Consider the following 15618-nt stretch of genomic DNA (forward strand, 5'->3'; position numbering starts at 1 on the left):
CATGCGGCCTAGACCGGGTTGGCGAGGCGGGCGAGTTCGGCCCGCAGTTCCTCGATCCCGGCCCCGGTCGTGCTGCTCGTGGCCAGCACATCGGGGAAGGCTGCGGCATGCGCGCGCACGATCTCGCCCACCGCGCGCAGCTTGGCTGCCAGCGCTGGCGGCTTGGGTACGTCGCACTTGGTCAGCACGACCTGAAAGGTCACGGCCGCGCGGTCGAGCATCTTCATGATCTCTTCGTCGCTGGCCTTGAGTTCCACCCGGCTGTCAAGCAGCAGCACCACGCGGCGCAGCGTGGGCCTGCCGCGCAGGTAGGAGAACATCATGCCCTGCCAGTCTTCCTTCACCGCCTTTGCCGCCTTGGCAAAGCCGTAGCCCGGCATGTCAACGAGCGTAAGACGGTCGGCAAGCTCGAAGAAGTTGAGCTGCTTGGTCCGCCCTGGCTCGGACGAGGCGCGCGCCAGCGCCCTGCGCCCGGTCAGCGCGTTGATAAGGCTGGACTTGCCCACGTTGGAGCGACCGGCAAACGCGATCTCGGGCAGGATCGGGTCAGGCAGTTGCCCGAGCTTCTGCGCGCCGAACACGAAGTTGAATTCACCGGCAAACAGCACGCGACCGGTTTCACGGTCGCGTTCCATTTCCTCTGGCGTGGGGGCTGGGGTCGAGAAATCCACGATGTTGGTCCCTGCGGTCATTTCTTCCCGGCGGGAAGCTTGGGCTGGCTCGCGGCCCCTGCGGCCTTGGCGTTCATGCGGCGCTGGATCACGGTCTGCTGCAGCATGGTCAGCAGGTTGTTCCAGCAATAATAGATCACGAGGCCAGCAGGCTGACGCGCCATGAAGAAGGTGAAGATGATCGGCATGAACTGGAACATCTTCTGCTGCGCCGGGTCAATCGAGGGCGCCGGGTTCAGCTTCTGCTGGATGAACATGGTCAGCCCGAATGCCATCGGCCACAGGCCAAGCTGGAGCATGGGCGAGATGACCGCAGGATCCCACGGGATCAGCCCGAACAGGGTGAACAGGTTTGTCGGGTCAAAGGCCGACAGGTCATGGATCCAGCCAAAGAACGGCGCGTGACGCATCTCGATGGTCACGTACAGATCCTTGTACAGGCACCAGAACACCGGGATCTGCAACAGCATGGGCAGGCAGCCGCTGGCGGGGTTCACGCCTTCCTGCTTGTACAGCCCGATCATCTGCTGGTTGAGCGCCATCTGGTCGTCTTTATAGCGCTCGCGCAGGGCTTTGATCTTGGGCTGGAGCTGGCGCATCTTGCCCATGGAATGAAACTGCTTGGTGGCCAGCGGGAAGAACAGCGCCTTGACCAGCAGGGTGAACGCCATCAGGGCCAGGCCAAAATTGCCCAGCATGGTGTTCAGCCAGTCCAGCACCGTGAAGATGGGGCGCGTCAGGAACGCAAACCAGCCAAAATCAACCGCTTTCCAGAAATCGGGGATATGCAGGCTGGACTCGTATTTCTCCAGCAGCGGCACTTCCTTCGCACCGGCAAAGACATGGCTTTCGGTGCTGGCCTCACCGCCTGCCGCCACGACAAGCGGGGCGCGCGCGGTAAAGCCGACATCATAGATGCCCTTGTCCCCGCCCTGCGAGAGGAAGGCGTAGTTGGCGGCCACATCGCTATCCTGCTGCGGAATGACGGCGGACAGCCAGTACTTGTCGGTAATGCCGGCCCAGCCACCCTGGCCGGACTTGGACCACGCGATATTGCCCGGCGGCACGGCCCCCTTGCGCAGCGACTTGTAGGAGCTTTCATCAAGCCGGTGGTCAATGACCGAGATCGGCCCCTCATGCACCAGGTAGCCGCCCGTCTCGACCGGGGTGTAGCCACGCTCCACGCGTGAGAACGGATAGAGGGAAACCCCCTCGCCGCCATGGTTGACCACCTTCTGCGTGACCGAGAACATGTAGTTCTGGTCAATGGCGATGGCGATCTGGAACACCTGGCCCTGGCCGTTATCCCAGCTCAGGGTCACGGGCTGCGCCTCGGTCAGCTTATCGTGGTCGGCGGTCCATACCGTATTGGCGTCGGGCACGCGCACTTGGCCGCCGCTGACATTGGTCCAGCCCACCTCGACAAGATTGGGCTGCTCTTCGCCACGCGGCGCGAGCACGCGCACCAGCGGGCTGCCGTCCTTGACGGTTTCATGGTAATTCTTGAGCACAAGGTCATCGAGCCGCGCGCCACGCAGGTCGAGCGAGCCCGCCACCCGGCCGGCATCGATCGTAATCCGCGGATCGGGCGCATCAGGCTTCGCCGCCTGGTCGGCAGCCGGGGTGGCCGCGCCATCGGCTGTGGCGGGCACGGGGGCCGGTGCGGGCGCAGGAGCCTGCTGCTCGACCGTCTTATGGTTCTGCTGTGGCAGGAAATATTCGAAACCGACCAGCACCACGGCAGACAGTGCCGTTGCCACCATAAAACGCTTGATATCCATCAGCGACCCGCCAGACTTTTACTGTTTTGCATGCCACAGCCGCAGGCCGTGCCGGGAACAGGGTCGTGACCGCCCGCGTTCCACGGGTTGCAGCGCAGGATGCGCCACCCGGCCAGCACGCTGCCGCGCCCTGCCCCATGAAGGGCAATCGCGTCACGCGCATAATGACTGCATGAAGGAGAGAAACGGCAATGCGCGCCCCATATGGGGCGGATCACCAGTTGATATGCGCGAATCATCGCGCGCAGCACATGGGCAGGCAGGCTGATGGAAGACGTACTCACGATCCTTCCTTCACCCCGGCCTTGCTCAGGGCCTTGCGGTAATCGGCCAGAAGCGACTCGAAGCGCCGCCCCCGCGTGCCAGAACGGCCTATGACCACGATATCGACGCCCTCAAGCGCCTGTTCGCGGCCCAGAATCCGCACCACCTCGCGCAGGCGCCGCCGCACGCGGTTCCGCACGACGGAATTACCTACTTTTTTGGTAACGGTAAAACCAAAGCGGGCGGCATCCGCATCACCGCGTTCAAGCGCCTGCAGCACCAGCCCCGGCATGGGGGCCTTGCGACCTTTGGCCGCGACCCGCAGGAACTCGGCGCGTTTTTTAAGACGCGTGGACTGATCGGCCACTTCAAGCCGCCCCTTTGTAGAGACATTCATCGTTGCGGGCTCCTGAAAGCCCGTAACGTAAAGACGTCACCTGCCTCAGGCAGAAAGACGCTTGCGGCCCTTGCTGCGACGGTTTGCAACAATCTTGCGGCCACCAACGGTTTCCATACGCGAACGGAAGCCGTGGCGACGCTTGCGGACCAGCTTCGAGGGTTGATACGTGCGCTTCACAACGGCACTCCCAGATTGACAATGACAGACAGGTTACGGAATAAATTCCATCAGGCCCCGCACCATGCGCACGACCCGAGCGGCGCCTTATACTGCCGCTTTCGGGCAACGTCAATGCTGCCCGTCCCTTGAGCCCGAACCGGATGATTTCCATGTCCAGCCCAGCCCCCGACTCCACCACCGCCATGACCGAAGCGCTCAGGCGGCACATCCACGACATCCGTGGCCACCTCTCGCCCGCCATGCTGCGGGCGGATTCGCTGGTGCTGAGCAAGGACGAGCGAACCCGGACTGCGGCGCGCGACATCATTGAAGCGCTCGAGGCCACCACGAAGGAACTCAGCGCCATGCGCCGCCTGCTGCCCGCGCGCCAGCCCTGAGGGCAGTCAGGCGTGGGGCTTTTCGATCAGTTCGATCTTGTAGCCGTCCGGGTCTTCTACAAAGGCGATGAAGGTCGTGCCAAATTTGACCGGCCCCGGCTCGCGCGTGACCTTGCCGCCACCCGCGCGCACCTTCTCCACCAGCGCCTTCACATCTGGCACGCCCAGCGCGAAATGGCCGAACCCGGTGCCCACGTCATAGCCGTCATCCTGGCCCCAGTTATAGGTCAGCTCAATTTCAGCCTGGCCGGAGGCATTGTCACCATAGCCAATGAACACAAGGGTGTATTTACCTTCCGGCACCACCTTGCGCCGCAGTTCCTGCATGCCCAGCAACTGGTAGAAGGCAAGGCTTGCCTCGAGGTTGCGCACGCGCACCATGGTATGGAGATAGGTTCCCACTGGCGTTTGTCCCTTCAGGTTGTTTTTGCGTCCCCGCCTGCAAATCCGGCCAGGAACACTCCGGCCTCATCCGCCATGGCAATGCAGGCGGCGGGATCGGTAATAAGCGTGGCCCCGGCCTCGATGGCAATGCCACGCAGTCCTGCCGCCACCACGCCAGAGACCGTGCGCGGCCCGATGGTGGGCAGGTCGGCGCGGCGCTCCTGGCCGGGCTTGGCCATTTTGACCAGAACGCCGCCGGGTCGGTCGGGTTGCCGCAACGTGCCCACGCGCCCGAGCATGCAATCGGTGCCTTCCAGTGCCTCGACCGCCAGCACCAGCCCACCCTGCACCACGCAGCCCTGCCCGATATCAAGCGCACCCAACTGGCGCACCACCCGGCGGCCAAGCTCCATGTCGGCCAGGGCAGCGTCATCAGGCGCGTACTGCCCCATCGCGCCCTGACGGGCCACGGAACCGGCAAGATATTCATGCGCGCCGCGAATGGTGAAGCCTTCCTCGCCCAGCACGCGCACGATTGCGCCAAGCAGGCCGTCATCGCCCGCGAACAGGGCCTTGCCGATGCGCGCGAGAATGCGGGCACCCGTGGCATCAGGCCGTAAATTGACAAGGGAAGGCCGCCGCACCGGGCCAATCAGCACCAAGTCACGGCAGCCATGTTCATGCAGGGCGGACAGGATTTCACCCGCCGCGGCAAGGCGGATCATGCGGTGGGGCCAGGGGCCGATCACATCCGGCTCGGCAAACCCCTGAAAGCCGACAATAAAGACCTGCCCCCCCGCCTGCGTTACCGCGCGGGCCACCTGCCCGGGCAGCGGGCCGCCACCGGCAAGGATACCGACACACTGCCCCGCAAGCCGACCGGCTTCCCGCTCAGGCGCCATCGCTCTCGATCATGTCGCCGCCCTGCACGCGCACAAGCCCGCGATGGCTGGGAGCTGCGATAAAATCGAGAATTTCAACCACGCGCGCATCATCGGCATAGGTCTTGCGCACATGCTCGAGCCGGGTCTGGAACACGGTGCCGGTGGCATGGGCCGCCTTGGGGTATAGCCCACGGAAGGCCTGGCGCATGCGCCGGATCTCGTCGGGCTGCACGCCGTTGCGCCGCAGCCAGATCCAGTGCAGCCCCACCAGCCGCGCCCGGTTGCCCAGCACGCTGCCATACGGGATCACATCGGCTTCCACGCCGCACACGCCGCCCACAAGCGCTGCATGCCCGATGCGCACGAACTGGTGCAGCGCCGCAGCGCCCATGATGCGGGCATCATCACCAATCGTGACATGACCGCCCATGACCACGTTATTGACGATGATCACCCCACGCCCGAGCGTGCAGTCATGCGCCACATGGGAGTTGGCCATGATCAGGCAGTCCGGCCCGATGCGGGTGACGCCCGTGCCGGTGGCCGTGCCACGATGGATGGTTACGTTTTCACGGATGATGGTCCGGGGCCCCACCACGCATGCGGTCGGCTCGCCCCTGTATTTCAGATCCTGCGGCGCCATGCCCACGGTGGTGAACGGGTAGCACACGACCCCTTCGCCCAGCGTGGTATGCCCGTCAATCACCACATGCGAGATCAGTTCGACATTATCGCCAATCTCGACATCCGGCCCGACCGTGCACCACGGCCCGATCCGGACCCCGCTGCCAATGCGCGCCCGGCTGGAAACAATGGACGACGGATGGATTTCAGGCGCTTTGTCACGCCGTTCATCCAGTTGGGTACCGTTAGATGAACTTCCTGCCAGAATAGCCTCCATCCCCGCAAGTAACTATGGCTTCGAAAACCGCAGCCGCACAGCGGCCCGTTCCCTGCGGGATTACCCCATGATCATGGCGCTGAACGTCGCCTCGGCAACGGACACGCCATCAACGCGCGCAACGCCCTTGAACTTCCAGACATTGGCGCGGCTGCGTTCCTTCTCCACATGAATGTGTAGCTGGTCGCCCGGGCCTACGGGGCGGCGGAACTTCGCGCCATCAATGGTCATGAAATAGACCAGCTTGCCCTCGAAGGCCTGCCCGAGCGTCAGCACCACGAGGGTTGCTGCGGTCTGGGCCATCGCCTCGATGATGAGCACGCCCGGCATGACGGGGCGGGCAGGAAAATGCCCCTGGAAATGCGGCTCGTTGACCGTGACATTCTTGATGCCGACCGCCGACTGCCCCAGCACGATATCGACCATGCGGTCAATCAGCAGGAACGGATAGCGATGGGGAATCGCTTCCATGATCCGCATGATGTCAATCGATTCCAGGGTCGCAGGCTTTGCGTCCGCTGGCAGTGCCTCTACTTCTTTATCCACGTCGTCCAACCACTTGTTCGGTAAGGAGGGAAAGCCTGCCACCAGATGGGCCAGGCGCCTCCTACCGGTTGAATATCTGATGACGTCTGGCGATCAGGCCTTGTCAGCCTTTTCCCCGCCGCCATCCTGCGTCGTTTTCCTGGCCATTCGACGCAGAAAGGCCACGTTCCGGAAAAATTCCCGGAAAGGCATCGCCGGACTGCCGATCACGTCGGCCCCGGCATCCACATCGGACATGACACCACACTGCGCCCCGATCCGGGCCTTGGCACCGATCTTGATGTGTCCGATCAGCCCGGCCTGCGCCGCGACGGTCACGAAATCACCCAGTTCGGTGGAACCGGAAATCCCCGCCTGGGACACGACGATACAGCAGCGTCCCAGCCGTGCATTATGGCCAATCTGCACCAGATTGTCGAGGCGCGAGCCTGCGCCGATCACCGTATCACGGATCGACCCGCGATCCACCGTGGAATTGGCGCCGATCTCGACCCCGTCTTCCAGAATGACACGGCCAAGCTGCGGCACATTCTCGAAGCCTTCGGGCGTGACGGCAAAGCCGAACCCGTCCTGACCGATACGCGCGCCGGGCAGCAGGGTCACCCGCTCGCCCAGCAGCGCGTGCGAGATGGCGACATGCGCGCCAATGCGGCAGCGCGCGCCGATCTCGACACCCGCGCCAATGCTGACATGGGTGCCGATATCCACCCCCGCCCCCACGCGCACCCGCTCACCGAGCACGGCAAACGCGCCAATGGCGGCGGTAGGATCGATCTCGCAGCCCGCGCCGATCACGGCGGTAGGGTGAATGCCGGGCGCCACCGGCGGCGCGGGATAGAACAGGGCGGCAATGCGCGCCCAGGCCTGATACGGCGCGCGCGACACCAGCACCGCCGCATGCGCGGGCACCTTGTCCGCAAAGGCGGGGGCCACGATCACGGCCCCTGCGTCCGTGCCTTCAAGCAGGGGCAGGTAACGCCGGTTATCAAGAAAACTGACCTGCGCGCGCGTGGCGGATTGCAGGGGCGCTATGCCGGTAAACCGGCGCGCCTCACCACCATCCTTCGCTGCACGCAGCTCGGCCCCGCTACACCGGGCCAGGTCAGCCAGCTCAAAAGGCCCCTGCGTGACAAAGAAGCGTGGATCGCCCGGTATGTTGTCCGGCGTCACTGTCATGAAACGAACCTTAATGCTTGGCGGGTGCTGTAGCCGCCGGAGCGGGTGCGGGCCTGTCGGCATCGGCCGTGGTGGGCATGGTGCCCGATTTTGCCAGCACTTCAGGGTCGGCATCCGCTGCGGGGATGAAGACGGTAGGCAGCACCGCGTTGAGCTGGGTTGCCACCTGCTGCGTGATGTCAAGCGGCTCCTGGCTCAGGGCCACCTGCTCGCGGTGCAGCACAAGGTTCATGCTGCGGCTCGCGGCCACCTGGCGAATGATCTGGACCAGTTCACGCTCGATCTGGCCAAGCGCCACCTGGGCTGCCTCCTGGATCACGCGGTTGCGGTTGCGAAAATCCTTCTGCGCCGCCATGACCCGCTCCTGCAGCTTGCGCTCCTGGGCCTGGATCTGGTCCGACGACATGGTCTTCGCCTGGCCCTGCAGCTTCTGCTGCTCATCGCGCCAGCCCGCCTGCTCCTTCTGCGCCTCGCGCGCGAGGTCATCACGCCGGGCGCCAAGCACGCGCTCGGCCTGCTGGGCCGCACTCGACAGGCGCATCACCTCGGGCACGCTGATCACGCCAATAACGGGTGCCGGCGGCGGCGCGCTCTTGGGCACGTCAGGCGCCTTGGGCACGGGCGGCAGCGGCAGGATCGGCGGATTCTGGGACTGCGCTTCCTCCGTATCGACCGGGGCAGCGGCGAGCGGCATGGGCGGAGCCGCCTCATGCTGGGGGGCACGGGCTGCGGGCTGCGCGGCCTTGGGCACGAACCACCCGGCATTGCCGCCGGTTCCCTGCGCATGCGCGCTCGATACAGCCTGATATCCCCACCCGAGCAGAGCGGTTGCGGCAAGCAGACGGATGCCGGATTTACGCAACATTATCACCTCAGAATTGTTGGCCGAAGCCGAAGCGGAGCAGCTGGGTCCTGTCATTGGTTCCCTTGTGCAGGGGAACACCCAGATCGATATTCACAAGACCGAACGGACTCTTCCACGCAATGCCCACGCCTGTCGAGACAACAGGCGTCAGCGTATCGTCATAGACCGGCGTATATTTCGGCCAGTCCTTCATGGAGGTGTAGCGACGGCGCACGCGCAGGCCGTCAAGGCCACCCATATCCACGAAGTAACGCCCCTTGATGCCCATGGCCGAGGCAAACGGAATGGGGAAGTCCACCTGCGCCGAGGCCGTGTACATGAACCGGCCGCCAAGGAAGTCCTGCTGCGAATGCATCGGATGCCCGTCACGTGCGGGAATCGCGTAGCTTCGCGGCCCGACGCCACCATCCATGAAGCCGCGCAGCGAGTTACCACCAAGGTAGAAGTTATCGATGATGTCGCTACGGCCGCCGCCCCAGTTCACGATCTCGCCCGCGCCGCCACGGAAGCTGACGGTCCATTCATGGTTACCCATGATGCTGTCGAGCGGGATATAGTAGGCGGCATCGACCTTGCCACGCACATAGCGCTCGTTACCACCGATACCCGCGAAGTCACCGCCCACGCGTACCACGAAACCTTTATGCGGCTGCTGCCGCCGGTCGCGTGTATCATATGTCAGGGTGGTACTCAGCTGCGACAGCAGCGACCAGCCGGACTGATCCTGCACGTAGTACGATGAATCCGACCACGTATCGTCCACCTGCCGGTCGGTCAGCGTATAGTTCCACGACTGCGACAGATGGTTGTTGTAGGAATAACCCATCCGCAGCGTGATGCCATACCGGCCTTCAGAATAGCTCTGATAGGTCATGTAATGGTTCTGCATGCCGAAGATGTCGATGCCGGCCACGAGGTTGCGGTTGAGGAAATACGGGTCGGTCAGCGAGATGTCGGCCTGGTCTTCATAATACGCGGCAGTGCCGGTGAAGCCGGCATCAATGCCGGTGCCGAGCAGGTTATGCTGCTTGAGGCCAAGGTTGCCGAGCACGCCGGCATCGGTCGAATAACCGCCACCAAGCGAGAACTCGCCGGTGGGCTTTTCCACCACGTCAGCCGAGATGTTGACCTTGTCCGGCGCGGAACCCGGGGTCTGGTCGATCGACACGGTCTTGAAGAAGCCGAGATCTTCAAGAATCATCTTGGAATATTTGCGGTCGAGCGGGGTGTACGGGTCGCCTTCGGCCATGGGCAGCTGGCGGCGGATCACCTTGTCCTCGGTAATGGTGTTGCCATTGATGTCGATGCGCTCGACATACATCCGCGGCCCTTCGCTGATGTCAAACAGCAGGTTGACGGTGCGCTTTTCAGGGTTGCGGGCAATCTCGGGGTGCACCATGGCAAAGGGATAGCCCTTGCCCTGCAGCAGTTCCTGCATGTTGGTGGCGTTATGCTGGATCGCGCTGCCATCGTACCACTGCCCATGGAAGAGCGTGATGTACTTCTTCATCGAATCCGCCGAGACGTGCCGCAGCGAGGACTGCACGCTCATCTTGTTCAGGCGGTAGCGCGGGCCTTCTTCCATCGTATAGGTGATGTAGAAGCTCTTGCGGTCGGGCGAGAGTTCGCCCGTGGCGTTCTTGACCTGAAAATCGACAAAGCCGTTCTTAAGGTAGAAACGATGCAGCAGTTCGGCGTCATATTTGATGCGCTCGGGGTTGTACTGGTCGCTTGAGGCAAAGAAGCGGTACCACGCCGTCTCCTTCGAAGAGACGATACCCGCGAGCTGCGCGCTGCTGAACGACTTGTTGCCAACGAACGTGACCTTCTTGATCAGGGTCTTCTGCGCTTCGTTGATATGGAAGATCACATCCACCCGGTTATGCGCGAGCCGGATGATCTGGGGGGTGACGGTGGCGGCGTAACGCGCCTTTTCGGCATACACGCCCAGAATCTTCTGCCGGTCGGCCGAGATGCCCTGCGGCGAGTAAACCGCGCGCGGACGGAGCGAGATGACCTTGGTCAGGTCCTCGTCCTTGGCGGCGTGATTACCCTCGAACACGCTGCGGTTGACGATCGGATTCTCGACCACGTGCACTTCAAGCACGTTGCCCACGCGCTTGAGCGTCACATCATGGAACAGGCCGGTGGCATAGAGAGTCTTGAGCGAACGGTCGAGCAGATCCTGATTGAACCGGTCACCGGGCTGCACGACCATGTAAGACAGGATGGTGCTGGTCTCGATCCGGCTGTTGCCCTTGATGTCAACCGCCTCGATCGGGTCCTCCAGCGGGGGGGGCTTGATCGCCTCGACCTGCGGGGCCTGCGCTTCTTCCCCGCCGGCGGGCGCCATCTCTCCGCCGAATGGCGTGTTCTGTGCCGCTTCATCCTGTGCGTAGGCGCCAACGGTCCAGAACAGCGGCACAACGCAGGCAGACGCAAGCAGCGCTGAACGTTTACTCGACAATATCGCTATTCCTCACCACTCGGCATGCGGATCAGCCATGCATTAAGACCGGATGGAGGGCCGGCTCCCTTCCTGTCATGTATCAGCCTTGGTGGCGCACCTATCCGATATACACCACAATGTGCAAGCACTTGTATCACTCAGTGCACCTTACCCGTGTCCAGCGCGCGAGGCGAGCCACTGAAATAGCCCAAAATGTGACAGGTCGTTAAATGTCGAAAACAGGAACAGCCCGGCAATGAGGGCAAAGCCAACCTGAAAGCTGACTTCCTGCACCCGGCGTGAAACCGGCCGCCCCAGAATAGCCTCAAAAATATAAAATACCAGCCGTCCGCCATCAAGAATCGGCACCGGGAACAGGTTGATCAGGCCAAGATTGATCGACAGCAGCGCCATGAAGGAAACGAGGCTCGCAACACCATACTGCGCCACCTGCCCCGACATCTGGGCGATGCGCAGCGGGCCGCCAAGATCCTTGGTGCTGTGCTTGCCGGTAATCATCTGCCACAGCCCGTCGAGTGTCTGGACCGAGACGTTCCACGTCTCCTGCACCGCCGAGACAAAGGCGCGTGGCAGGGACTGTGGCTTGCCGATTTCAACCGCGAAGACCACGCCAAGCTGGCCGTGCGGCGTACCGCCCTTTTCCGTAACACTGCCGATATGGATGGGCAGCGTGCTGTCACCGCCATTGCGGTGAATGCCCAGCGTGGTGTCCACGCCCGCGAGCCCGCCCACAAAGGTGCGCAGGTCGGTTGCGTCACGCACCGCATGGTCGCCCACGCGCGTGATCACGTCGCCCTTTTCCACCCCGGCCACCGCGGCGGAACTTCCCGGCGCCACCACATCAACCTGATTGAGCACATGAGGCTGGCCAGACGTGGCGTACAGCCCGGTAAACAGCACGATGGCGAGCAGGAAGTTGAAGACAGGTCCCGCCAAGATCACGATGGCCCGCGACCCCACCGGCTTGTCATGGAAGGTGCGGCCGGGCTGCCATGCGGCCTTCTGTTCCTCGGTCGCGTCTTCCGGGCCTTCGAATCCATGCGGGCGCACGTAGCCGCCCAGCGGCACCGGGCACAGGCGCCATTCCGTGCCCACGCTGTCATGCCAGCGCAGCAGCGGGCGGCCGAAACCGATCGAGAACACCTCGACATGCACGCCACGCCAGCGGGCGGCAAGATAGTGACCAAGTTCGTGGATGAAGACCAGCACTCCCAACACAAGGGAGAACGCCAGAAGGGTCCGGATCAGATCATGCATGAATGCTAAGCTATCCCCCGATGGCCGCCGTGACCATCCACAATCACATCAAGCCGCGCGGGCAGCAGTACGCAGGCGGGCGATGCGACGGGCCTCGCCATCCCAGTGCAGGACTTCTTCCAGCGTATCCGCGCGCTGCGGGCCGATGGACTGCATCACGTCCTCGACGATGCGGGCAATATCAAGGAAGCCGATTTCGCGCTTGAGGAAGGCCTCGACCGCAATTTCGTTCGCCCCTGACAGGATGGCGGGCATGGCCCCGCCCACGCGCAGGGATTCGCGCGCAAGGCGCAGCGCGGGGAAGCGGACCTCATCAGGCGCTTCAAAATCAAGCCGGGCCAGGGCCGCAAGGTCAAGCCGGGGCGAGTTGGTGGGCATGCGCCTGGGCCAGGCCAGCGTGTGGGCGATGGGAATGCGCATGTCGGCCGAGCCAAGCTGTGCCACGATGGAGCCATCGGTATACTGCACCATGCCATGCACGACCGATTGCGGGTGCACGACCACGCCAAGCTTGTCCTCGGTCACGTTGAACAGGCGGGCCGCCTCGATCAGTTCCAGCCCCTTGTTGAACATGGTGGCGGAATCGATGGTGATCTTGGCCCCCATGGTCCAGGTCGGGTGCTTGAGTGCGGCTTCAAGCGGGGCCTTTTCCATTTCCTCCAGCGTAGCGCGGCGGAACGGGCCACCCGATGCGGTGAGGATGATCTGCTCGACCTCATCGGCCTGCTTGTCGGCCATGGACTGGAATACGGCGTTATGCTCGGAATCGACTGGTAGCAGCGTGGCCCCCGCATCGGCCACGGCCTTGAGCATGACATCGCCCGCGCAGACCAGCGCCTCCTTGTTGGCAAGGGCCACGGCATTGCCGTTCTTGACCGCCGCCAGCGTGGGCTCCAGGCCGGTTGCGCCCGTAATGGCCGCCATGGTCCAGTCAACCGGCAGGCTTGCCGCCTCGATTACGGCCCTGCGGCCGCCAGCCGTCTCGATATCCGTGCCTGCCAGCAGGGTTTCCAGTTCCGGCAGCAGGCTTTCATCGGCAATGACCGCGCGGCGTGCGCCCAGAGCGCGGGCCTGCTCGGCCAGCTTCGCCACATTGCGCCCGCCCACCAGCGCGCCGGTGCTGAACTGCCCGGGCGCCTGCAGCAGCAGGTCCACCGTAGAGCAGCCGATGCTGCCCGTACTGCCCAGAACGGAAACTGTCTTCATTGCAACCTTATTCCCCAAAACGTCCCATGCCGGGACCGTGGCTTCAGTGCTGGCCCACATACCAGAAAGCCGCCCGCCCCGCCGCCCCCAAAGACAGCAGGGCCGCCATGGGGGCCGCGACCAGCAGCCCGTCAAAACGGTCGAGCAGGCCGCCATGGCCGGGCAGAATGGTGCCCGAATCCTTTACGCCACGCGCCCGCTTGAGCGCGCTTTCCGCAAGATCACCCATCTGGGCCGCAAGTGCGATCACCCCGCCAAACACCGCGCCCCGCCACAGCACGCCCGGCTGGACCGTGGGCATGAGACCTGCAATCAGCATGCCGCCCAGCACCGCGCACACAAGCCCGCCGATGGAGCCTGACCAGGTCTTGGCGGGTGAAATGCGCGGCGCCAGCTTGGGCCCGCCAAACAGGCGGCCCGTCATGTAGGCCCCGGTATCGCTCAGCGCCACGCAGGACACGACAAACAGGACCACGCCCGCGCCCGGATCGCTCATGGTGCGCAGCCACAAAAGCGATAGCCCGGCACAGCCGATGGCCACCTGCCCCGCCCCGAGTGCGGGGCCAAGCACGAGACCCGCCACCATGACCAGCAGCGCGCCGCTCCAATGACCAGCCACAGCGGCAATGCCGATGCACGCGGCCCAGGCCATGCAGAGCTGGCCGCGTCGCGTCTCAAGCCCGAAGCCGAACATCCGCGCCCACTCGACCGCCATGCCCGCCATGGCCAGCACGATCATCGCGCCATAAAGCAGGCCGCCATACCACACGCACAGCCCGACGCACGGTATCAGCACCGCAGCCGACAGCACGCGCGCGCGCAGATCTTTCCAGTTGCCGGATTTTACAGGGGGAGCGGAAACCGCCGCTCCTTCAGGTCGGTCTTGCACCGAATCGCCTTTCACGCCGCGAATAGATCTCGAGCACCGTATCGAAATGCGCTTCGTCAAAATCCGGCCAGGGCGTGTCAAGAAAGACCAGTTCGGCATAGGCCGACTGCCACAGCAGGAAGTTCGACAGGCGGCTCTCGCCACTGGTGCGCACCACAAGGTCGGGGTCTGGCATGCCTGCGGTCAGCAGCGCGCTGGCAAAGACGGACTCGTCAATCTCGTCAGCCGCGATGTCGCCCCGCGCCACGGCCTGCGCCATGCGCGCCGCCGCCTGCACGATATCCGCCCGCCCGCCATAAGACAGCGCAAGAACCAGCACCAGCCGGTCATTGCCCATGGTCACCTGCTCGGCACGCCGCGCTTCTTCCTGAATGTCAGGGGGGAAGCGTGTCAGGTCGCCGATGATGCGCAGCCGCACCCCTTCGCGCGACAGTTCAGCCACCTTGTGGCGCAGGTAATAGCGCAGCAGCCCGGTCAGGTCAGCGACCTCGCCGGGCGTGCGCCGCCAGTTTTCCGATGAAAAGGCATAGAGCGTGAGCCATTTCACGCCCCGCTTGATAGCCACCGTAACAGTACGCTGCACCGCCTCCGCCCCGGCGCGGTGGCCCGCAAGCAGCGGCAACCCCCGCGTATTGGCCCAGCGCCCGTTGCCATCCATGATGATGGCAACATGCTCGGGCAGGCACGCAGCGCCTGCAACCGGATGATCTGACCCGGACAAGACCTGATCGTCCTCCTTAGTCATGCGCGATAGGGGGTGGGAAAAGCGGGGCAGGATGCACGGATGGGTCAGACCTGCTTGATCTCGCGTTCTTTTTCGACCAGCAGGTCGTCCACACGCTTGACGTACTGGTCGGTCAGCTTCTGGATCGCGTCAGACCATGTCTTGACGTCGTCCTCGCTGATGTCGCCCGCCTTCTCCAGCTTCTTGGTCTGGTCCATGCCATCGCGGCGCACGCCACGCACGGCAATCTTGCCATTCTCGGCATATTTGCCAGCGGCGCGGGCCAGTTCGTTACGGCGCTCTTCCGTCAACTGCGGAATGGGCACGCGCACGGTCTGGCCATCAGCCGCCGGGTTCAGGCCCAGACCCGCATCGCGGATCGCGCGCTCGACAGCGCCCACCAGCGTGCGGTCCCACACCTGCACGGTCAGCATGCGCGCTTCAGGCACGGCAATGGAGCCGACCTGGGTCAGCGGCACTTCGCCGCCATAGGCTTCAACCCGCACCGGCTCAAGCAGGGCCGGGCTGGCGCGACCCGAACGCAGGCCCGCGAAATCACGGCGCAGGCTTTCGATGGCGCCGTCCATGCGGCGGGTCAGATCCGCCAGCAAACTTTTCTGATCGACAGACACTGTGGCCCTCC

General features: G+C 63.9%; 18 protein-coding genes. 1 reads left to right on the forward strand and 17 read right to left on the reverse strand.

What is annotated here, in order from left to right; genetic code table 11:
• Positions 1-8 precede the first annotated feature (8 nt).
• From yihA to rpmH, 5 genes are all read right to left on the reverse strand, one after another.
• Entirely contained in the window at positions 9-692 is a 684-nt protein-coding gene (yihA, locus tag R5N89_RS10630) for a ribosome biogenesis GTP-binding protein YihA/YsxC (protein WP_373320371.1), read from the reverse strand.
• Positions 689-2452: a membrane protein insertase YidC gene (gene yidC, locus R5N89_RS10635; RefSeq protein WP_110566653.1), complete on the reverse strand. Its 1764-nt coding sequence runs from the start codon at positions 2450-2452 to the stop codon at positions 689-691. Before yidC ends, yihA begins: the two co-directional genes overlap by 4 nt.
• Entirely contained in the window at positions 2452-2736 is a 285-nt protein-coding gene (gene yidD, locus R5N89_RS10640) for a membrane protein insertion efficiency factor YidD (RefSeq protein ID WP_110566655.1), read from the reverse strand. The genes yidC and yidD overlap by 1 nt, the downstream gene beginning before the upstream one ends.
• Positions 2733-3083, reverse strand: a complete 351-nt coding sequence (rnpA, locus tag R5N89_RS10645; protein WP_061271552.1) for a ribonuclease P protein component — start codon at positions 3081-3083, stop codon at positions 2733-2735. Before rnpA ends, yidD begins: the two co-directional genes overlap by 4 nt.
• A gap of 75 nt (positions 3084-3158) precedes the next feature.
• Entirely contained in the window at positions 3159-3293 is a 135-nt protein-coding gene (rpmH, locus tag R5N89_RS10650; RefSeq protein ID WP_078526639.1) for a 50S ribosomal protein L34, read from the reverse strand.
• Between the two features lie 152 nt (positions 3294-3445).
• Here rpmH and R5N89_RS10655 point away from each other — a divergent pair, with 152 nt between their 5' ends.
• Complete coding sequence (locus tag R5N89_RS10655) at positions 3446-3673, forward strand: hypothetical protein (RefSeq protein WP_110566915.1); 228 nt, start codon at positions 3446-3448, stop codon at positions 3671-3673.
• 6 nt (positions 3674-3679) lie between these two features.
• On the opposite strand, the gene gloA is transcribed toward R5N89_RS10655, so the two are convergent.
• The 12 genes from gloA to frr all read right to left on the reverse strand — a co-directional run bounded on the left by gloA (position 3680) and on the right by frr (position 15607).
• A complete protein-coding gene (gene gloA / locus R5N89_RS10660; RefSeq protein WP_110566657.1) occupies positions 3680-4075 on the reverse strand; it encodes a lactoylglutathione lyase in 396 nt (131 codons plus the stop codon).
• 14 nt (positions 4076-4089) lie between these two features.
• The gene (locus R5N89_RS10665; protein ID WP_110566659.1) at positions 4090-4959 is read right to left on the reverse strand and encodes an LpxI family protein; all 870 of its coding nucleotides are present in this window, start codon (positions 4957-4959) and stop codon (positions 4090-4092) included.
• The gene (gene lpxA / locus R5N89_RS10670; RefSeq protein ID WP_110566917.1) at positions 4949-5800 is read right to left on the reverse strand and encodes an acyl-ACP--UDP-N-acetylglucosamine O-acyltransferase; all 852 of its coding nucleotides are present in this window, start codon (positions 5798-5800) and stop codon (positions 4949-4951) included. The genes R5N89_RS10665 and lpxA overlap by 11 nt, the downstream gene beginning before the upstream one ends.
• A 102-nt stretch (positions 5801-5902) precedes the next feature.
• Positions 5903-6388, reverse strand: coding sequence for a 3-hydroxyacyl-ACP dehydratase FabZ (gene fabZ / locus R5N89_RS10675; protein WP_078528062.1), 486 nt, complete (start codon positions 6386-6388; stop codon positions 5903-5905).
• 93 nt (positions 6389-6481) lie between these two features.
• A complete protein-coding gene (lpxD, locus tag R5N89_RS10680) occupies positions 6482-7564 on the reverse strand; it encodes a UDP-3-O-(3-hydroxymyristoyl)glucosamine N-acyltransferase (RefSeq protein WP_244192020.1) in 1083 nt (360 codons plus the stop codon).
• A gap of 10 nt (positions 7565-7574) precedes the next feature.
• Positions 7575-8429, reverse strand: a complete 855-nt coding sequence (locus R5N89_RS10685; RefSeq protein ID WP_110566919.1) for an OmpH family outer membrane protein — start codon at positions 8427-8429, stop codon at positions 7575-7577.
• Between the two features lie 7 nt (positions 8430-8436).
• Complete coding sequence (gene bamA, locus R5N89_RS10690) at positions 8437-10854, reverse strand: outer membrane protein assembly factor BamA (protein ID WP_110566662.1); 2418 nt, start codon at positions 10852-10854, stop codon at positions 8437-8439.
• 192 nt (positions 10855-11046) lie between these two features.
• The gene (gene rseP / locus R5N89_RS10695) at positions 11047-12156 is read right to left on the reverse strand and encodes an RIP metalloprotease RseP (protein WP_110566664.1); all 1110 of its coding nucleotides are present in this window, start codon (positions 12154-12156) and stop codon (positions 11047-11049) included.
• Between the two features lie 48 nt (positions 12157-12204).
• Entirely contained in the window at positions 12205-13362 is a 1158-nt protein-coding gene (dxr, locus tag R5N89_RS10700; protein WP_110566666.1) for a 1-deoxy-D-xylulose-5-phosphate reductoisomerase, read from the reverse strand.
• A 43-nt stretch (positions 13363-13405) separates the two neighbouring features.
• A complete protein-coding gene (locus tag R5N89_RS10705) occupies positions 13406-14251 on the reverse strand; it encodes a phosphatidate cytidylyltransferase (protein ID WP_110566668.1) in 846 nt (281 codons plus the stop codon).
• Positions 14235-14909 carry a polyprenyl diphosphate synthase gene (gene uppS / locus R5N89_RS10710; RefSeq protein WP_244192037.1) on the reverse strand — a complete coding sequence of 225 codons (675 nt, stop codon included), beginning with the start codon at positions 14907-14909 and terminating at the stop codon, positions 14235-14237. The genes R5N89_RS10705 and uppS overlap by 17 nt, the downstream gene beginning before the upstream one ends.
• A gap of 131 nt (positions 14910-15040) precedes the next feature.
• Entirely contained in the window at positions 15041-15607 is a 567-nt protein-coding gene (frr, locus tag R5N89_RS10715) for a ribosome recycling factor (RefSeq protein WP_061271562.1), read from the reverse strand.
• Positions 15608-15618 lie beyond the last annotated feature (11 nt).

The sequence above is a fragment of the Komagataeibacter sucrofermentans DSM 15973 genome (assembly GCF_040581405.1).
Lineage (GTDB): Bacteria > Pseudomonadota > Alphaproteobacteria > Acetobacterales > Acetobacteraceae > Komagataeibacter > Komagataeibacter sucrofermentans.

Excerpts from the sequence above, each read along its gene's own strand:
- yihA (WP_373320371.1), bottom strand. The coding sequence starts at position 692 with ATGACCGCAGGGACCAACATCGTGGATTTCTCGACCCCAGCCCCCACG.
- yidC (WP_110566653.1), bottom strand. The coding sequence starts at position 2,452 with ATGGATATCAAGCGTTTTATGGTGGCAACGGCACTGTCTGCCGTGGTG.
- R5N89_RS10655 (WP_110566915.1), top strand. The coding sequence starts at position 3,446 with ATGTCCAGCCCAGCCCCCGACTCCACCACCGCCATGACCGAAGCGCTC.
- R5N89_RS10665 (WP_110566659.1), bottom strand. The coding sequence starts at position 4,959 with ATGGCGCCTGAGCGGGAAGCCGGTCGGCTTGCGGGGCAGTGTGTCGGT.
- lpxD (WP_244192020.1), bottom strand. The coding sequence starts at position 7,564 with ATGACAGTGACGCCGGACAACATACCGGGCGATCCACGCTTCTTTGTC.
- R5N89_RS10685 (WP_110566919.1), bottom strand. The coding sequence starts at position 8,429 with ATGTTGCGTAAATCCGGCATCCGTCTGCTTGCCGCAACCGCTCTGCTC.
- rseP (WP_110566664.1), bottom strand. The coding sequence starts at position 12,156 with ATGCATGATCTGATCCGGACCCTTCTGGCGTTCTCCCTTGTGTTGGGA.
- dxr (WP_110566666.1), bottom strand. The coding sequence starts at position 13,362 with ATGAAGACAGTTTCCGTTCTGGGCAGTACGGGCAGCATCGGCTGCTCT.
- uppS (WP_244192037.1), bottom strand. The coding sequence starts at position 14,909 with ATGGATGGCAACGGGCGCTGGGCCAATACGCGGGGGTTGCCGCTGCTT.